Origin of the sequence: Amycolatopsis sp. NPDC051061 (assembly GCF_040682935.1) — a bacterium.
GTDB lineage: Bacteria > Actinomycetota > Actinomycetes > Mycobacteriales > Pseudonocardiaceae > Amycolatopsis.
Genome location: NZ_JBFBBZ010000050.1, coordinates 9790 through 25765, shown reverse-complemented (window position 1 = coordinate 25765; position 15976 = coordinate 9790). Strand labels below are relative to the sequence as shown.

Genomic DNA, 15976 nt, shown 5'->3' with positions numbered 1-15976 from the left:
TGCCTAAAAGGGGACCCGGTGTAGCCGGTCGAGTGACGTGCGATACCTTTCGATCCTTCGCGTGCCACTGACGGATGAATTACAGCAGCGTGATTCACACGCTCGGTGGCTTCGTGACCCCAGATTTCGCAAGTGCTCTCTCCCCGCCGGTATCAGGAGTTCCGAATGCGCAGACGTACTCTCCGCGGCGCCGTCGCGATCATGGCGCTGACCACCGCCGCCCTCATCGGCACCGCCGGCTCCGCGCTGGCCTGCCACAGTGATGACAACCGCCCGCACCCGACGCCGGGCACCGCGACGCCGTGTGCCAAGGGCACCGACCTCAAGCAGAGCGATGTCGACTTCAAGGTGGTCAAGAACCGCCTGAACATCTCGAAGGTGCACGAGGGCGTCACGGTCACGCGGATCGTCGTCGTCGGTGGCGACGACGGCTTCAACGACTACACCCCGGGCGCCAAGGGTCTCGAGAAGACCGCGCCGTGGAACGACCTGCGCGCGCCGTTCAGCCGCAACGGTCACCAGGCCGACATCGACCACTGGTACCTCTGCGGCAAGAAGACCGACAAGCCGACCGAGACCACCAAGCCGCCGACGACCAAGCCGACCGAGACGACGAAGCCCAGCGCTCCGGCGTCCTCGGAGACCGTCGCGCCGACCAGCACCACCGCTCCGGCCGTCGTCCCGGCGGGCAACGAGTCGGGCACCGGTGGCGGCCTGGCCAACACCGGCTTCGACAACATGTGGCTGGTCTGGATCGCGGCCCTGCTGATCCTCGGCGGTGGCGGCCTGCTCGCGCTGCTGAAGTTCCGCCGCAAGGCCTCCGAGTGAGGTTGAGCTAGCGCACGAAGTTCCGTGAAGGCCCCCTTACCGGCTCAAGAAGCCGGTAAGGGGGCCTTCACGGCTTTCCGGGGAAGTCTCCGAAGAGCAGACCCTGTTCGCCACCGGAGGGCTTGCCGAGGCCGGCGGCCATCGCGACGGCGTGGTCCCATTCCGCGTCGACCACGTAGTCCTGGTGCTTGAGCACCCCCGGCGCCCAGCGGTGCCGCCCGGTCGGGCCGCGAAGCGGGTCCGGCAGCCAATGGTCGCCGCCGAGGACGAGGACGCCGTTCTCGTCGGCTTTCGCCTTCAGCGGCCCGATGCCGCCTTCGGGCTGGTAGCCGACGCCGTAGAGCTGCCGGTCGGAGACCTCGTGCCGCCACGTCGTCACGCCGCCGCCGAAGATGTCGGTGCCGCGGCACAGCGCGCGCCAGCGGCCGTCCAGGTCGGCGAAGAGCGTTTCGAGCGCTTCCTGCGGAAGCAACGCCGGGAAGGCGCGCTGGTAGCCCCACTGCAGCGGGGAGCCGGCGGTGAGCACGCCGACGCGTTCGAGGTCGGCCTCCGGCAGCTCGGCCGCCAGCCGGGCGGCGGCCATGACGGTGAGCAGGCTGCCGAGGTTGTAGCCGGAGAGCACCACGCGCGTCCCCGGCTCGGCGAGGTGCTCGCGCGCCCGCGCGGCCAGCTCCGGGACGACCTTCAGCGCGTAACAGGGCGGCACGGTCGGGTGCGCCGCCCGCGGCCAGAAGCAGACGAGGTCGGCCAGCGCCCCGAGGTGCCGGCTGCGCTGCGGGGTCCGCGCGGCCGTGTAGACGATGCGCAGCAGGCCCGCGGCCAGCGCGCCGAGCGCGACCACGCCGATCGCGGACAGCGGGCCGAACCAGCCGGGGACCAGCCCGAACCCGAACCGCAGCACCAGCAGTGCCGCGCCGCCCGCGGACATCGCCGACGCCACCGTGAGAGCCAGGTGGTGCAGGTGCCGCCGCTCCCACGCCGAGCGCGCCCACGCCGCCGCGGCCTGGGCTTTCTGCCGCTCGTCGTGTTCCATCAGCTCGACGATCGCGGGGACGCCGCGCCGCAGCCGGCGCAGCGGGACGGCGACCGCGAAGCCCAGTACGGCGAGCACGGCGGCCAGCGCCAGCCCGGCGCCCCACAGCACCGTGACCAGCAGGTACGTGTCGGGCACGTGCAGGAGCTCCGCGCCGGAAAGCCGTCGGAGCGCTTCGGCGAGACCGGCGCCGAAGCCGCCGCCGAGCAGCCCGGCCAGCGCGAGCACCGGCGCGGCCGCCCAGCCGCCCAGCCACGGCCGCAGCCGGCGCGGCTTGTGCGTCCAGCCGGGCCGGGCCAGCAGCGCGGCCGGGACCAGGAACAGCGCGAACAGCACCGTGACGGCGACCAGGGCCGCGCCGAGGCCTTCGACGACGCCGTTGGTCCCCGGCAGCGGACCCGGGCCGGGGCGCAGCCGCACCGCGGCCACGACGACGAGCAGCGCGGCCAGCGCGATCACGCCGGGGCGGGCGAACCGGCCGGTGTCGACGCCGACCGCGGCCGCGACGATCGTCGCGAGCACCAGCGCCAGCGCGACGATCCAGACCACCAGGTCGAAGCCGTCGCCCGGCACTCGGAACGGCCCGCCGAGCAGCAGCAGCGCGACCGAGACCAGCGCCGCGACCGTGTGCAGGCAGCGCAGCGCCGGCGTCTCCGGGTCGGCGCGCATCCGCAGCGGGCCCGCGGTGAGGTCGCCGTCGGCGTGCACCGCCCACGTCGCCGACGAGATCCGGTGCAGCACGAAGATCACGACGAGGAGAGGCACCACGCCGACCGCGATCCGCGCCGGCACCGAGCGGAGGACGTCGGGGACCACGGGCAGGCAGCCGGACCCGGGCGCGAGGCACTGCGCGGCGAACAGGTCGAGCGCGATCGCCGCGAGCTGGCCCATCAGCAGCATGGTCAGCAGCAGGGCGCCGACGCGCAGCAGGCCGCGGCACACGGCGCCGAGCACGCGGGGCAGCCGGCGGTCCGGCGCCGGCGGCAGCATCCAGAACGCGACGTTGGCGAGGGAGAACGGGAACAGCAGCGCCCAGGTGGCCTTCGCGGCGCCGCCGGAGGTCATGCCGTGCCAGAGGTAGCCTTCGAGGGTCCGCGGGATCGACCGGCCCAGGGCCGGCAGCACGGGTCCGGGTGCCGGGCGCCGCAGCCGGTCCGCCGGGCGGATCACGCGACCGAGCCCGTCACCGGCGACGTCGACGGTCGCGACCGCGTCGAGCAGGGTCTCGCCGCTGGTGCCCACGAGCCCGGCGACGCGGATTTCGACGACGCGGGTGTCCGGGCCGGGCATGGGCACGGTGAAGGCCTCCTACGCGATCCTAGGGAAGGTCGAGCGGACAACGGTAGTGTTCGGACGTCATCGAGTCTTGGAGGAACCGCCACTATGACCCCCGAAAGCGTTGCCAAGCGGCACCAGACCCGCAACGGCATCGAATTCGCCGTCGCCGACCTCGAGGCCGCGGAATTCGGCCGCAAGGAGATCCGCCTCGCCGAGCACGAGATGCCGGGACTGATGGCGCTGCGGCGCGAATACGCGGAGGTCTACCCGCTGCGCGGCGCGCGGGTCTCCGGCTCGCTGCACATGACCGTCCAGACGGCCGTCCTGATCGAGACGCTGGTCGCGCTGGGCGCGGAGGTGCGCTGGGCGTCCTGCAACATCTTCTCCACGCAGGACCACGCCGCCGCCGCGGTCGTCCTCGGCCCGCACGGCACGGCCGAGGAGCCCAAGGGCGTCCCGGTCTTCGCGTGGAAGGGCGAATCGCTCGAGGAGTACTGGTGGTGCACCGAGCGGATGCTCACCTGGGACGGCGAGGGCCCGAACATGATCCTCGACGACGGCGGTGACGCCACCATGCTCGTGCACAAGGGCACCGAGTTCGAGAAGTCGGGCGTCGTGCCGACCCCGGACGAAAACACCTCGGACGAGTTCCGCGTGTTCCTCGGGCTGCTGCGCGACTCGGTCGCCGCCGACACCGGCAAGTGGACGAAGATCGGCGCGGGCATCCGCGGCGTCACCGAGGAGACCACCACCGGCGTCCTGCGGCTCTACCAGCTCGCCGCGGCCGGCGAGCTGCTGTTCCCGGCGATCAACGTCAACGACGCGGTGACGAAGTCGAAGTTCGACAACCGCTACGGCATCCGCCACTCGCTGATCGACGGCATCAACCGCGGCACCGACGTGCTGATCGGCGGCAAGGTCGCGGTGGTCTGCGGCTACGGTGACGTCGGCAAGGGCGCGGCGGAGTCGCTGCGCGGCCAGGGTGCCCGCGTGATCGTCACCGAGATCGACCCGATCTGCGCGCTGCAGGCGGCGATGGACGGCTACCAGGTCCGCACGCTGAAGAACGCGCTGCCCGAGGCCGACATCGTGATCACCACGACCGGCAACAAGGACGTCGTGCTGGTCGAGGACATGGCGAAGATGAAGCACCAGGCGATCCTGGGCAACATCGGCCACTTCGACAACGAGCTCGACATGGCCGGGCTGCAGCGCTACCCGGGCATCCGCCGCATCAACATCAAGCCGCAGGTCGACGAGTGGATCTTCCCGAACGGCAACACGATCATCGTGCTGTCCGAGGGCCGGCTGCTTAACCTGGGCAACGCGACCGGGCACCCGTCGTTCGTGATGTCGAACAGCTTCTCCAACCAGGTGATCGCGCAGGTCGAGCTGTTCACCAAGCACGAGGAGTACGACAAGGAGGTCTTCCGCCTCCCCAAGAAGCTGGACGAGAAGGTGGCTCGCATTCACCTGGATGCCCTGGGTGGCGAGCTGACCAAGCTCACCAAGGAGCAGGCCGAGTACATCGACGTGGACGTCGAGGGCCCGTTCAAGCCGGAGCACTACCGGTACTGAGGTAATTGGGTTTTTGCAGGTCAGGGCCGCCCCGAAAGTGTTCGGGGCGGCCCTTTGTTCTGCGCGCTGAACAGTGATAGCACGAATGGGTCACGTGTTATCATGGAATTGTGAAGCAGTTGATCACGAGGATCGACGACGAGCTGCACGCCCGGCTGAAGGCGCGAGCCGAAGCCGAAGGGCGCAGCATGAACGACCTGGTCACGGAAGCGTTGAGGGGGGTAGTGGCGAAGACCGAAACACGCGCGGAATGGAAGCGGCGACTGATCGCCGAAGGCAAGCTGATGACGTTCGAGGCCGAAGGCGAGGCGCCGGGACACGACGAGCTGGAAAGGCTCTCGCGCGGCTGGGGTACGGCCGTCAGTGAGGCACTCGACTGGACCAGGGGTGAATGGTGACCGTCCTCTACGCCGACACGAGTGCGGTGGTCGGTGCCTACCTCGTCGACGAGCCCGAACACGCCGAGCTGCGGAAGCTGCTGATCGACGGTGATCACGTCGTGCTCACCAGCGAGCTGACCCGGCTCGAGTTCGCGAGCGCGGTCACGGCGGCCAAGCGAGCCGGCCGGATTCCGGATGCCCGTGCGTTCCTGGCCCAGTTCGACGAGGACGCCCAGTCGGTACTCGGGGTCATCCCGTTGGAGCCGCCGCGGATCTTCGCTGCGGCACGACGGTTGGTCACCGGCAACTACCCCGTCCGCACCCTCGACGCGATCCACATTGCCGTCGCGATGCACGACACGGCCGAGTTGACCGGCGGCGAACCCGTTGCCTTCGTTACGCGAGATCACCGTCAAGGCGAGGCGCGAAAGCCAATGGATTCGAGGTGTGGTGAGCGTCGAACTCGCCGGCCTCGCCATGCGCACCCTCTTCGTCGAGGACCTCGACGAGCGTGTCGCGGGGATCTCCGCGCGGGGCATCGAGCCCGCCGATCGGGAGACCTACGACAACGGCGTCCGCAAGATGATCTACCGCGATCCCGAGGGAAACGAGCTCGGCATCGGCGGCGGACCCGCGTAGCCTCGACGACGTTCTTGGCTTCACGAACCTCACGGCCCGGTGGGTAGTCCGGGCCACATCTTCGGCGCCGAGCCGAACAACGCCGAGCCGAACAACGCCGAGCCGAACAACGCCGAGCTGGCGGCCTTCGCGGCCGGCCGTGACTTCGTGCGCCTCGCCGACGAAGCACGCGAAGCCCCGCCGGTTCCCGAACGGAAGCTGCGCGCGAAGCAGGTGAAGAGCGAAGAAGGCGTCGGCACCACCGCTCAGCGCGCGTTGAAGGAAGCGGTGGCCGGGCGGGCGCTCGAGAACAAGGCAGCCCGCAAGCGCCGAGAGGCCGCCGAAGCGATCCGCCGTCGTGAGCTGGCCAAGGCCGAAGCCCGCGCCAAGCGTCGCGGTCACTGAGCCCGTCGTGAGCGGACGAATCCCCAGGCGACGAGCGCCGCCGCCGCGATCGTGAGCGTCAGGCCCGCCGCCGTCACCGCCTCCCGGAACTCCGCGGTCTGCCGCGCGCTCCAGTGCGTCGTGGCGATGTCGCCCGTGAACAGTGCCGCGAGGATCGTGCCGGTGGCCGCGATGCCGGCGCCCGAGGTGACCTCGGTGGCCGTGTCCGTGAGGGCCGCGCCGATCGTCGTCCGGTTCTCCGGCAGGCCGCGCAGGACGTTGACGCCCGCGACGACGCCCACCACCCGCATCCCGGCGGCCACGAGCACCAGCGCGATCGCCACCCACGGGTAGCCGAACTGGCTGAACAGGCCGTAGACGGCGAGCCCGGCCACGACCGCCGCCGCGCTGATCCAAGCCGCGTGCTCGAGACCGACCCGGCGCACGAACGGGCTGACGAACGCGCCGCCCGCGACCAGCACCACGACCTGCGGCAGCATCCCGGCCGCGGCGAGCGCGGGCGGCCAGCCCCAGTCGAGCTGCAGCTGCAGCGTCACGAGGTACCCGAGGCCGGCGGTCGCCAGCCCGGCGGCGGCCTTGAACGCCAGGCCGCTGGACACCAGCGGGTGTGCGACGAGCTTCAGGTCCAGCAGCGGATGGCGGGCCGAGCGTTCGCGGACCACGAACAGGAACGCGGCGACACCGGCCGCGGCGGTGACCGTCCACGGCGCCCACGCGCCGGCGCCCTCGTTCACGAACAGCGTGGGGGCGACGAGCGCGAGCACGACCGTCGCCGTGCCGAGCACCGCGCCGAGGACGTCCACCGGCTCGCGGTGCAGGCCGGCCGGGTCGTCCGCGGCGATGCCGAACCGCACGCCGACGAGCGCGAGCACGGCGACCGGCACGTTCACCAGCAGCAGCACCTGCCACGGCGCGAACGCGAGCACGAAGCCACCCGCGGTCGGGCCGATCGCGAGGCCGACCAGGCCGACGGTCGAGATGAGGGTGGTCGCGCGAACGCGCAGGCCGTCTTCGGCGAACAGCCGGAACGCCAGCGCCATCGAGCCCGGGGTCGTCATCGCGGCCGCGACCCCCATCGCCACCCGGACGGCGATCAGCTGTTCCGCGGTGGAGACGAACGCGGTCGCCAGGCTCGCGACGCCGAGCAGGACCAGGCCGATGAGCATGATCCGCCGCCGGCCGAACCGGTCGGCCGCGGCGCCGAACGCCAGCATCAGGCCGCCGAACACGACCGCGTAGGCGCCGGTCACCCACTGCAGGACGGTGGTCGAAGCGTGCAGCTCGCGGCCGATCGTGGGCAGCGCGACGTTGAGGATCGAGTTGTCGAGCATCTCGAAGAGGAACACCGCGGACAGCCCCGCCAGGGCGATCCACGCCTCCCGCAGTGATCGGGGGGAACGCGGTGCGGCGAGAATGCCGGTGGTCTGTTCGGAGGGCATACCACTAAGTTAACTGACTAAGTTTAGTGACGAAAGGGAGTGTGATCCGATGCCCCGGACCGGGGAGCGTGGCGGGCCGCAGACGCGGGCGAAGATCTCGCAGGTCGCCACCCGGTTGTTCCTCGAGCGCGGGTTCGACGCGGTCACGGTCGCCGAGGTCGCGCGGGAGGCCGGCGTCTCGAGCGTGACGGTCTTCAAGCACTTCCCGCGCAAGGAGGACCTCCTCCTGGACCGCCAGGTCGACGCCGCCGACGTCCTGCGCTCGGCGGTGCGCGACCGCGCTCCGGGTGTCGACGTGCTCGAGTCGCTGCGCGCCGCGATGCTGCGGCTCCTCGACGAGCGCCACGGGCTGTCCGGGGTCGCCGACGGGGCGATCCCGTTCTTCCGGACCGTCGCGGCGTCGCCGGCCCTGATCGCGCGGGGGCGGGAGATCGGTGCGGACCTGCAGCGGCTCCTCGCCGACGAACTCGCGAGCGACCCGGACTTCGACGGCGACGGGCCGCTGTTCGCCGCGTTCTTCATCGCCGGTTACGCCACGGTGCTGGTGCAGACCGCGAGCCGGCTCATCGACCGGGGCGAACCGGATGCCGTGGCGGATGACCACCGCGAACGTCTCGAGCGGCTGTTCGTCGCGCTGCGCGGCGGAGTGGCGTGATCAGTTCCACTCGACGGCGACGCCGGCCAGCCCCGGCCCGGCGTCGTTGAAGAACGCGCTGCTCACCCCGCCCATGTCGCACGCCAGCTCCTCCGCGACCACCGGCAGGGCGTCGTCGCGCGCCCGGACCTGACGGGTGCAGCGAGCGGGCAGCGCGTTGCGGTCGAAGCGCAGCTGGACCAGGTAGCTCGCGCACCGGTCGCGCAGCATCCGGTAGTAGCCCGGCGACGCCGAACCCGAGTCGTCGCGGACCTCGAAGCAGAACACGTGGATGTCGCCCTCGGCGAGCTTGCGGTCGAACAGCAGCTCCGTCGCCATCGTGTCCGCGTCCGGGTTGCGGCGCATCCGCCCGACGCGGCAACCCTCGTCGGTGATCAGCTCGACGTCGTCGATCCGGCAGCCCGGATCGCCGTTGTACACCGTAAGGTAGCGGTCCGGGCCGTGCCGGCGCGCCCGCGTCACCAGCCGCGTGCGCAGGCTGACCTGGCGGTGTTCCGCGTCGAACGTGATCGTGTCGTGAACGGACAGCAGCTCGAGGTCGGCGTTGTAGTGGTTCGACGACGGGTACGCGCCCAGCTCGGCGAGCAGGTCCTCGACGATCGACCCCATGTCACCGGAACGCAGGTCGTGGAACGACGCGGCCGGCTGGTGGCCGCGGCGGACCAGTCGCGGCCCGATGAGCACCACGAGGGCGTCCGCGGGCAGCTGGAGGACCGATTCCAGGGCCCGGACCGCCGGGAGCGCCTTGGGGACCTCGGGCTGGCGCAGCCCGCGCTGCCAGTAACTCAGCGTGGACTGTCCGATTTGGACCCCGCGCAGCGCGAGGTGCGCGCGCAGCCGGGCGAGCGAGAGGCCGCGGTAGGCGATCGCCAGTCTCAAGGCGTGGTGGAACTCGCCGGTGCGGAGCGCCTCGGTCAGCTCTTTCGGCAGCTCGGCGACCGATGCCCGGGTCGTGCGGGCGCCATCGATGATCAGTGGGAGGTTCCCGTCTTGTGCCACCGCTCGTCCCTTCACCCGACCAGTGTGTGCGCTGGGCGTGAACACCGCGGAACGTTCACGTTAGCAGCGTAGGGTGGCAGTGCCGACCCCCGTTCAGGGTGGTTGGCCACGTGATGGTGACTGTTCCGCGTTCCGGCAACGACCCGGAACGGTCCGTTCATCCAGATGGCGTTCTTGCTCCTTGTGACCGCGTTGTTCACCGTTGTGACCACCGCTGGTTCGCCCACGTTCGAGCAGGAGGCCGTCCGTGCTGGTGAAGTCGAGCCGGGTACCCGTCACACTGGCGGTGTGCCTGATGTTGTGCCTGGTCGCCCCGGTCACCGCCGGAGCCGCGCCCGGAGTGCCTTCGACCTTCCAGGCCCAGCTCACGATGCAGTCCCAGCAGCGGAGCCAGTGGTGCTGGGCGGGCTCGGGCGCCACCATCGCGGCCTTCCACGGCACCACCGTCAGCCAGACGCGGTTCTGCCAGCTCGCCCACGGTGAGACCGGAAAGGACTGCGCGAACCTCCCGGGCACCCTCGCCGACCCGCAGCGCGCCTTCGCCAAGCTCGGGTACGCCTCGCCGGGCCGCTACCTCGACCACCGCATCTCCTACGCCGACGTCCGCACGCAGACGGCGGCGAACCGGCCGGTCGAGACCCGGGTCGGCTACCGCTCGGGCGGTGGCCACACCCACGTCCTCTACGGCTACGACACCAGCGGCGGCTGGGTGTCCTGGGGCGACCCGGGACCGGCCACGCGCTACAACTGGTCGACCTACGGCTACTACACGCACAACTCGTCGTTCACCTGGACGCACTCGCTCACCGGGATCTCCCGATGAGCAGGCGGGCGCTCGTGCTCGCCGTGCTGACCGGCGCGGCGCTGCTGATGACGGCCCCGGTGTCAGGCGCGGCCCAGGCCGCCGGCATCAGCAGCGCCGACGCCGTGGCCGCGCACGCCGCGGCGGCGGACCTCCAGGACACGCTGGTGCGGTTCTTCGCGCAGGCACCGGACGCGAAGGAGCCGGTGACGGTCCGGATCGCGCCCGACGCCTACCCGGTCTACGAGCTGTCGCCGGACTTCGTCGTGGGCAAGCCGGGCGCGGCACCCGGCGACTTCGCCTACTTCGCGGTGCTTGCCCAGGCCTCCGACGGCCGGACCGCGACGCTCTGGTCGGTCCGCGGGGCCGACGGTGCCTGGCAGGTCGGCAACATCGCCTCGGGCGACGTCGAGACGGCGTTCGCCCGGACCCTGCCCGCAGGCGCGCAACTGCTGCACGAGCCGCAGGTCGACGCTTGGTACGCCGTAAGGGACGGCCGTCTCACGTCCCTGTCGGAGCGAACGACCGTTAACGTCGCCGACTACCAGCGCACGGTCGCGGCGCGCTACGCGGACAAGCTCCCCGGCTCGGCCTACGCCCGCGAAGGCGAGGCGGGCGGCTACGACGCGACGTCGCAGGTGATGCCCCGCGGCGACGGCGGCCCGGCGCCGTCCGGCCACGACACCGGCTGGGTGCCGCTGCTGATCCTCGTCGGCGTGCTGGCCGTCAGCGGTGCCGGCTACGTGCTGCACCTGCGGCGGATCTCCGCCTGAAGACGAACCGGCGGGCTCGGCGTCGATCCCCTTCCACCGAGCCCGCCGGTCCACCACCGTTACTGTGACGCCCGTGGGTCGACTGGTGGTCATCGAAGGGCTCGACGGCGCGGGCAAGCGCACGCTCGCCGACGGGCTGACGGACGCGTTGCGCGCGAAGGGTGCGAGCGTGGCGTCGCTGGCGTTCCCGCGCTACGGCGAGAGCGTGCACGCCGACCTCGTCAAGGAGGCGCTGCACCGCGGGCACGGCGACCTCGCCGACTCGGTGTACGGCATGGCCGTGCTCTACGCGCTCGACCGCAGCGGCGCCGCGGACGACATCCGCGCCCTGCGCGACGCGCACGACGTCGTCCTGCTCGACCGCTATGTCGCGTCCAACGCCGCGTACGCGGCCGCGCGCCTAAGGCAGGACGCGGCCGGCGAAGTCGTGAAGTGGGTGTGGGAGCTGGAGGTCGCGCGGTTCGGCCTGCCCCGCCCCGACGCGCACCTGCTGCTGCGAGTGGCGCCCGCGGTGGCGGCCGAGCGGGCGGAGCGGCGCGCGGAGGCGGAGACCGACCGCGAGCGCGACGCGTTCGAGACCGACGACGGACTTCAGCGGCGCTGCGCGGCGGTGTACGACGAGCTGGCGGCGGCGGGCTGGCTGTCGCCGTGGCACGTCCTGGACGGCGTCGCGGGCGTCGACCTCGAAGCGCTCGCGAAGACGCTGCTAGGGGAGTAGCCGGGCCGGGTCGAACCGCTCGATCGGGTGGGCCGTCGCGCCGTCGATCACCAGGTCCGCGACGATCTCGCCGATCACCGGGGCGAACTTGAAGCCGTGGCCGGAGAACCCGCACGCCAGCACCACCCGCTCCTCGTCCGGGTGCGGTGCCACGACGAAGCTCTCGTCGGCCGTGTCGGTGTACATGCACGTCGCCGCGCGGAGGAACGCCCCCGGCAGCGTCGGGAGGTGGCGTTCGACGACGGCGGCGATGTCGAGGACCTCCTCGACGGACACCGTCCGGTCGATGCCGTCCGGGGTGCACGCGCGGCCGCCGGTGTGGAACGCGACCTTGACGCCGTCCGCGGGCGCGTTGTGCGCCGGGAAGCCGTAGAACGTGTAGCCGTCGCCTTCCCAGAGGTACACGGGGTGCCGCCGGAACGGCTCCACTCCGCCCGAAGGCGCGAACCAGTACTGCACCTGCCGCCGGACCGTGAACTCCACGCCGAAATCGCGCAGCAGCTCGCCGGCCCACGCGCCGGGCGCGAGCACCAGCCGGTCGGCCGTGTAGTAGCTGTGCGACGTCCCGACGCGGACGCCGCCGGCCATCGTGCTCCAGGTGAACACCTTCTCCTCGTGGTGCAGCTCGGCGCCGCACCGCGCCGCGAGCTGCAGGTGCGCGGCGACGCTGCCCTCGGGCGACACCAGCCCGGCGCCCGGCTCGTACAGCGCGACTTCGCCGGTCGACGGCGCCAAGGTCGGGAACCGGCGGCGGATCTCGCCGGCGTCGAGCAGCTCGTGGGGGATGTCGAAGGCGCGAGCCGAGGCGACGCTGCCGGTGATCGTGCGCGAGCCCGCCGCGCCGACCATGATCCCGCCGCAGCGGGTGAACAGCCGCCGTCCGCTGTCGCGCTCGATGTCCTCCCACAGCTCGTGGGCGCGCAGCAGGAGCGGCACGTACTCGGGACCTTCGAGGTAGGCCTGGCGCGTGATCCGCGAACCGCCGTGGCTCGACCCGCGGTTGTGCACCGGCGCGAACTGGTCGATGCCGAGCACCCGCTGCCCGCGCCGCGCCAGCCGGTACGCCGCGGCGCTGCCCATCCCGCCGAGGCCGAGCACGATCACGTCGTAGTGCGTCATGCGACGCTCCCCGGCACGCGGTCGCCGAAGTACTCGATCTCCACGGGCGTCCCGGGTCCGCCGTACTCCACCGAGAGCCGGGCGTACGGGATGGCGTGGCCGTACCCGGCGCTGGTGACGTAACCGGCCGCGGCCTCCAGCCGCAGGCTCGTTAACGCTTGATAACCCGAGACGGCGATGTCCCGTTCGCGCAGGGTGTCCCACCGGCGGCGGCCCAGGTCCGCGGGCCGCTCGGGGGTGGTCGCGAGGTCCAGGCTGCCGACCGGGTTGAAGCACCACTGGCCGTGGAGGCCGCCGTACTTCGCGGCGGTGTACTTCGCGAACTCGGTCAGCTCGTCGGCCAGCGCGCAGCCGAGCAGGCCGGCGCCGGCGACGACCACCCGGGGCCGTGCTGCCATCGTGTCCCTCCGGGCGACGAAGTTGCGTCTTCGGCAACAACGTGCGTCATGCGCGACGCGGTGTCAAGCGCCCGAAAAGGTGCCCGCTCAGGCGCGGGTGAACTCCATGACCCAGTTGGATTCCCAGGTCCGCCCACCGTCGGCGGAGAACTCCTGCTCCCACCGCGGCGAGGACGTGGTCGTGCCGGTCCAGGCGTAGTGCACCTTCACCGGCGCGCCTTCGTGGGCGTCGTCGCCGTAGAAGTCGCCGCGGCCGCCGGTGAACGTGCCGACGACCGGCGGCTGGAGCAGCCCGGTCCGGCTGTTGGCCCAGTGCAGCGACCACTCCTCGCGCTCGACGTCGAAGAGCCGGAGGGTGCAGCCGCGGCTGCCGAGGGTCGGGAAGACGATCTCGTCCATGTTGCCGCCGCCCTCGAAGAGCGACCAGCAGGTGGTCGTGCCGGGGAAGACGGTCCAGTCGTCGCTGCCGGCGAGCAGCTTGCCGAGCCGCCGGTTCGTCACGGTCCAGGAGCCGATGAGGAAGTCGAAGTCGTTCATGACGGTGATCTTGGGCCGCTACCACTGACATCTTCTGTCAGTGGTAGCTGGCAGACTTCGCCGGGTGCGCGCGAGCCGGCTGGTCTCCCTCCTCCTGCTGCTGCAGAACCGCGGCCGGATGAGCGCGTCGAAGCTGGCGGTGGAGCTCGGCGTGACCCCGCGGACCGTGTACCGGGACGTCGAGGCGCTCGCGGCCGCGGGCGTCCCGATCTACGCCGAGACCGGCCCCGACGGCGGCTACCAGCTGATGGACGGCTACCGGACCCGGCTGACCGGGCTGACCGCCGGCGAGGCCGGGTCGCTGTTCCTCACCGGCCTGCCGCAGCCGGCCGCGGAACTGGGCCTGGGCGCGCAGGTGGCCGCGGCCGAGCTGAAGCTGATGGCCGCGCTGCCGACGCCGTACCGGGAGGCGTCGGTGCGGATCCGGCAGCGCTTCCACCTCGACGCGCCCGGCTGGTACCGCGAAGCGGACGAGGTGCCGCAGCTGCTCGCGGCGGCGGAAGCGCTGTGGCAGGACCAGGTCGTCGAGGTCGCCTACCGCCGCTGGTCGCCGACGCCCGGCGTGGTGACGCGGCGGCTGCACCCGCTCGGTCTCGTGCTCAAGCCGGCGTCTGGTACCTCGTCGCCGGGCCGAAGGTGCGCACTTACCGCGTCGCCAACATCGAGGAGCTGCAGACGCTCGACGAGCACTTCACCCGGCCCGAGGGCTTCGACTTGGCGGAGTTCTGGCGCGCGAACGTCGAAAGCTACGAGGAGAGCGAAGCGGGCGAGACGGCCGCTGTGCGGCTCTCGCCGGCGGGAATCGAGGCCCTGCCGGACATCCTGGGCCCGCGAGCCGCCCGGCTCGTCTCCCGCACGCTCGAACCCGAGGACGCTGACGGCTGGCGCCGCGCCCGCGTGCCGCTGGAGAGCGTGCCGCACGCGGCTGCGGGGTTGCTGCGGCTCGGCGCGGACGCGCAGGTGCTGGCGCCCCCGGAACTGGTGGCACACCTGGGAACCACGATCCGCGCGATGGCGCGGCTGTACCCCTACTCCCGAAAATAGCCCAGCTGCGCGGAAAGGTCGTCCGCCGCTTCGGTCATCGGCCGCACGATCTGCTTCACCCGCTGCTTGGAAAGCCGGTACGACGGGCCCGAAGCGCTCATCGCCGCCACGACGTCCCCACCCGGGCCGTGGATCGGGACGGCGACCGCGTGCATGCCGAGCTCGAGCTCCTCGTAGCAGGCCGCGAAGCCGTCTTCGAGCACTCGTTCCAGCTCGGTCATCAGCTCGTCCGGCTCGACCGTCGTGCGCGGCGTGTACTGCTCCAGCTTCCGCTTCAGCACGCGCTTGCGCTCGGTTTCGGCCATGTACGCCAAGAGGATCTTGCCGCTGGACGTGGCGTGCAGCGGCGTGCGCTGGCCGGTCCAGTTCTGCGTCGTGATCGCCGCCGAGCCGCGGGCCTGGCTGATGTTGATCGCGACGCCGTCGTCGGCGATGGCGATGTTCACCGTCTCGCCGAGTTCCTCGGCGAGCGTCAGGCAGCTGGCGCGGCCGAGTTTCGCCAGGTCCATGCGGCCGGTCGCGGCGCCCGCCAGCCGCACGATGCCGAAGCCGATCGCGTACTTCCCGCGGTCGCCGAGCTGCTCGACGAGGCCTCTGGACTCCAGGACGCTGAGCAGCCGCGACGCCGTCGACTTGTGGACGCCCAGCTCGCCCGCGATCTCGGTGATGCCGGTTTCGCCGTTGCGGGCGAGCAGCTCCAGCACGCTGATCGCCCGGTCGACCGACTGCACCTGGCTTTGAGTTGCGTTGCCCGAGTCCTGGTTCCGCATAGCGCAACACTATCCGTTTCGTCCCGCTCCTATCGGCTGAGTGGGCGAATCTCTTGACGCGGCTGCCCGTCGAGCCGGATTGTTGCGCAAGAAGCGCAGCGTCGCGCCATGCGCAACTTTCACCAAACGTCCCGGTTTCCCGTCACCCGTTCCCCGGAGGCCCCGATGATCCGAGCCTGCGCCGTCGCCGACCTGCCCGAGGGTGAAGCCCTCCGCCTCGACGGGCCCGTCCCCATCGCCGTGTTCCACACCGAAGCCGGCTTCTTCGCCGTCGACGACACCTGCACCCACCAGGACGCGTCGCTCGCCGACGGCTGGCTCGAAGGCTGTTTCGTCGAGTGCCCGCTGCACGCCGCGCAGTTCGACCTGCGCACCGGCGCGCCGACCTGCCTGCCCGCCAAGAAGGCCGTGCGCACGCACCGCGTGGCCGTCACCGACGGTGTCGTCTACGTCGACGCGCCCGTCCCCGCCGTGGCTCCTTGAGCCCTTCTCCCAGGTCCGTGAAGGCCACCTTCAGGAACTTGAAGTTCCTGAAGGTGGCCGTCACGGTCCCCCCAGGGGCACCCCGAGGGCGGAGGCGGAGATAGGAAGAGCAAACCTCT

General features: G+C 71.5%; 16 protein-coding genes and 3 pseudogenes. 12 read left to right on the top strand and 7 right to left on the bottom strand.

Annotation, left to right across the window (positions count from 1 at the left end):
• Positions 1-165: 165 nt before the first annotated feature.
• Positions 166-828, top strand: coding sequence for an LPXTG cell wall anchor domain-containing protein (locus tag AB0N03_RS42310; protein ID WP_364384935.1), 663 nt, complete (start codon positions 166-168; stop codon positions 826-828).
• A 67-nt stretch (positions 829-895) separates the two neighbouring features.
• Here AB0N03_RS42310 and AB0N03_RS42305 read toward each other — a convergent pair whose 3' ends face one another.
• Positions 896-3151 (bottom strand): hypothetical protein, encoded by a 2256-nt coding sequence (locus AB0N03_RS42305; RefSeq protein ID WP_364385013.1) that lies wholly within the window; start codon positions 3149-3151, stop codon positions 896-898.
• 93 nt (positions 3152-3244) lie between these two features.
• Here AB0N03_RS42305 and ahcY point away from each other — a divergent pair, with 93 nt between their 5' ends.
• The 5 genes and pseudogenes from ahcY to AB0N03_RS42280 all read left to right on the top strand — a co-directional run bounded on the left by ahcY (position 3245) and on the right by AB0N03_RS42280 (position 6120).
• On the top strand, positions 3245-4717 hold the full coding sequence (gene ahcY / locus AB0N03_RS42300; protein ID WP_364384932.1) for an adenosylhomocysteinase: 1473 nt from the start codon (positions 3245-3247) through the stop codon (positions 4715-4717).
• Between the two features lie 110 nt (positions 4718-4827).
• Entirely contained in the window at positions 4828-5115 is a 288-nt protein-coding gene (locus AB0N03_RS42295) for a toxin-antitoxin system HicB family antitoxin (protein WP_364384930.1), read from the top strand.
• A pseudogene (locus AB0N03_RS42290) lies at positions 5109-5462 on the top strand (type II toxin-antitoxin system VapC family toxin); the annotation flags it as partial. The gene AB0N03_RS42295 and the pseudogene AB0N03_RS42290, both read left to right, overlap by 7 nt.
• A gap of 85 nt (positions 5463-5547) precedes the next feature.
• Complete coding sequence (locus AB0N03_RS42285) at positions 5548-5736, top strand: hypothetical protein (protein WP_364385034.1); 189 nt, start codon at positions 5548-5550, stop codon at positions 5734-5736.
• Positions 5737-5775: 39 nt separating this feature from the next.
• Entirely contained in the window at positions 5776-6120 is a 345-nt protein-coding gene (locus tag AB0N03_RS42280; protein ID WP_364384927.1) for a DUF2992 family protein, read from the top strand.
• Here AB0N03_RS42280 and AB0N03_RS42275 read toward each other — a convergent pair.
• Positions 6114-7559 (bottom strand): MFS transporter, encoded by a 1446-nt coding sequence (locus AB0N03_RS42275; RefSeq protein ID WP_364384924.1) that lies wholly within the window; start codon positions 7557-7559, stop codon positions 6114-6116. The two genes, AB0N03_RS42280 and AB0N03_RS42275, sit on opposite strands and share 7 nt — an antisense overlap.
• A 49-nt stretch (positions 7560-7608) precedes the next feature.
• On the opposite strand from AB0N03_RS42275, the gene AB0N03_RS42270 reads away from it, so the two are divergent.
• Positions 7609-8214 carry a TetR/AcrR family transcriptional regulator gene (locus AB0N03_RS42270; RefSeq protein WP_364384922.1) on the top strand — a complete coding sequence of 202 codons (606 nt, stop codon included), beginning with the start codon at positions 7609-7611 and terminating at the stop codon, positions 8212-8214.
• Here AB0N03_RS42270 and AB0N03_RS42265 read toward each other — a convergent pair whose 3' ends face one another.
• The gene (locus AB0N03_RS42265) at positions 8215-9213 is read right to left on the bottom strand and encodes a hypothetical protein (protein WP_103341215.1); all 999 of its coding nucleotides are present in this window, start codon (positions 9211-9213) and stop codon (positions 8215-8217) included.
• A gap of 247 nt (positions 9214-9460) precedes the next feature.
• On the opposite strand from AB0N03_RS42265, the gene AB0N03_RS42260 reads away from it, so the two are divergent.
• The 3 genes from AB0N03_RS42260 to AB0N03_RS42250 all read left to right on the top strand — a co-directional run bounded on the left by AB0N03_RS42260 (position 9461) and on the right by AB0N03_RS42250 (position 11506).
• Positions 9461-10036, top strand: a complete 576-nt coding sequence (locus tag AB0N03_RS42260) for a papain-like cysteine protease family protein (RefSeq protein ID WP_364384920.1) — start codon at positions 9461-9463, stop codon at positions 10034-10036.
• Positions 10033-10788, top strand: coding sequence for a hypothetical protein (locus AB0N03_RS42255; protein ID WP_364384918.1), 756 nt, complete (start codon positions 10033-10035; stop codon positions 10786-10788). The genes AB0N03_RS42260 and AB0N03_RS42255 overlap by 4 nt, the downstream gene beginning before the upstream one ends.
• Before the next feature lie 85 nt (positions 10789-10873).
• Positions 10874-11506 (top strand): dTMP kinase, encoded by a 633-nt coding sequence (locus tag AB0N03_RS42250; protein ID WP_364385010.1) that lies wholly within the window; start codon positions 10874-10876, stop codon positions 11504-11506.
• Here AB0N03_RS42250 and solA read toward each other — a convergent pair.
• From solA to AB0N03_RS42235, 3 genes and pseudogenes are all read right to left on the bottom strand, one after another.
• Entirely contained in the window at positions 11495-12625 is a 1131-nt protein-coding gene (gene solA / locus AB0N03_RS42245; protein ID WP_364384916.1) for an N-methyl-L-tryptophan oxidase, read from the bottom strand. The genes AB0N03_RS42250 and solA overlap by 12 nt on opposite strands.
• A gap of 206 nt (positions 12626-12831) precedes the next feature.
• Positions 12832-13023, bottom strand: a pseudogene (locus tag AB0N03_RS42240) (hypothetical protein); the annotation flags it as partial.
• 87 nt (positions 13024-13110) lie between these two features.
• Positions 13111-13560 carry a hypothetical protein gene (locus AB0N03_RS42235; protein WP_364384913.1) on the bottom strand — a complete coding sequence of 150 codons (450 nt, stop codon included), beginning with the start codon at positions 13558-13560 and terminating at the stop codon, positions 13111-13113.
• A 64-nt stretch (positions 13561-13624) separates the two neighbouring features.
• On the opposite strand from AB0N03_RS42235, the pseudogene AB0N03_RS42230 reads away from it, so the two are divergent.
• A pseudogene (locus AB0N03_RS42230) lies at positions 13625-14604 on the top strand (WYL domain-containing protein).
• Here the strand turns inward: AB0N03_RS42230 and AB0N03_RS42225 are convergent.
• Positions 14589-15374 carry an IclR family transcriptional regulator gene (locus tag AB0N03_RS42225; protein WP_364384910.1) on the bottom strand — a complete coding sequence of 262 codons (786 nt, stop codon included), beginning with the start codon at positions 15372-15374 and terminating at the stop codon, positions 14589-14591. The pseudogene AB0N03_RS42230 and the gene AB0N03_RS42225 sit on opposite strands and share 16 nt — an antisense overlap.
• Positions 15375-15539: 165 nt before the next feature.
• On the opposite strand from AB0N03_RS42225, the gene AB0N03_RS42220 reads away from it, so the two are divergent.
• Positions 15540-15857 (top strand): bifunctional 3-phenylpropionate/cinnamic acid dioxygenase ferredoxin subunit, encoded by a 318-nt coding sequence (locus AB0N03_RS42220; protein ID WP_364384907.1) that lies wholly within the window; start codon positions 15540-15542, stop codon positions 15855-15857.
• Positions 15858-15976 lie beyond the last annotated feature (119 nt).

Excerpts from the sequence above, each read along its gene's own strand:
- AB0N03_RS42275 (WP_364384924.1), bottom strand. The coding sequence starts at position 7,559 with ATGCCCTCCGAACAGACCACCGGCATTCTCGCCGCACCGCGTTCCCCC.
- AB0N03_RS42255 (WP_364384918.1), top strand. The coding sequence starts at position 10,033 with ATGAGCAGGCGGGCGCTCGTGCTCGCCGTGCTGACCGGCGCGGCGCTG.
- AB0N03_RS42305 (WP_364385013.1), bottom strand. The coding sequence starts at position 3,151 with ATGCCCGGCCCGGACACCCGCGTCGTCGAAATCCGCGTCGCCGGGCTC.
- AB0N03_RS42235 (WP_364384913.1), bottom strand. The coding sequence starts at position 13,560 with ATGAACGACTTCGACTTCCTCATCGGCTCCTGGACCGTGACGAACCGG.
- AB0N03_RS42270 (WP_364384922.1), top strand. The coding sequence starts at position 7,609 with ATGCCCCGGACCGGGGAGCGTGGCGGGCCGCAGACGCGGGCGAAGATC.
- AB0N03_RS42220 (WP_364384907.1), top strand. The coding sequence starts at position 15,540 with ATGATCCGAGCCTGCGCCGTCGCCGACCTGCCCGAGGGTGAAGCCCTC.
- AB0N03_RS42310 (WP_364384935.1), top strand. The coding sequence starts at position 166 with ATGCGCAGACGTACTCTCCGCGGCGCCGTCGCGATCATGGCGCTGACC.
- ahcY (WP_364384932.1), top strand. The coding sequence starts at position 3,245 with ATGACCCCCGAAAGCGTTGCCAAGCGGCACCAGACCCGCAACGGCATC.
- solA (WP_364384916.1), bottom strand. The coding sequence starts at position 12,625 with ATGACGCACTACGACGTGATCGTGCTCGGCCTCGGCGGGATGGGCAGC.
- AB0N03_RS42225 (WP_364384910.1), bottom strand. The coding sequence starts at position 15,374 with ATGCGGAACCAGGACTCGGGCAACGCAACTCAAAGCCAGGTGCAGTCG.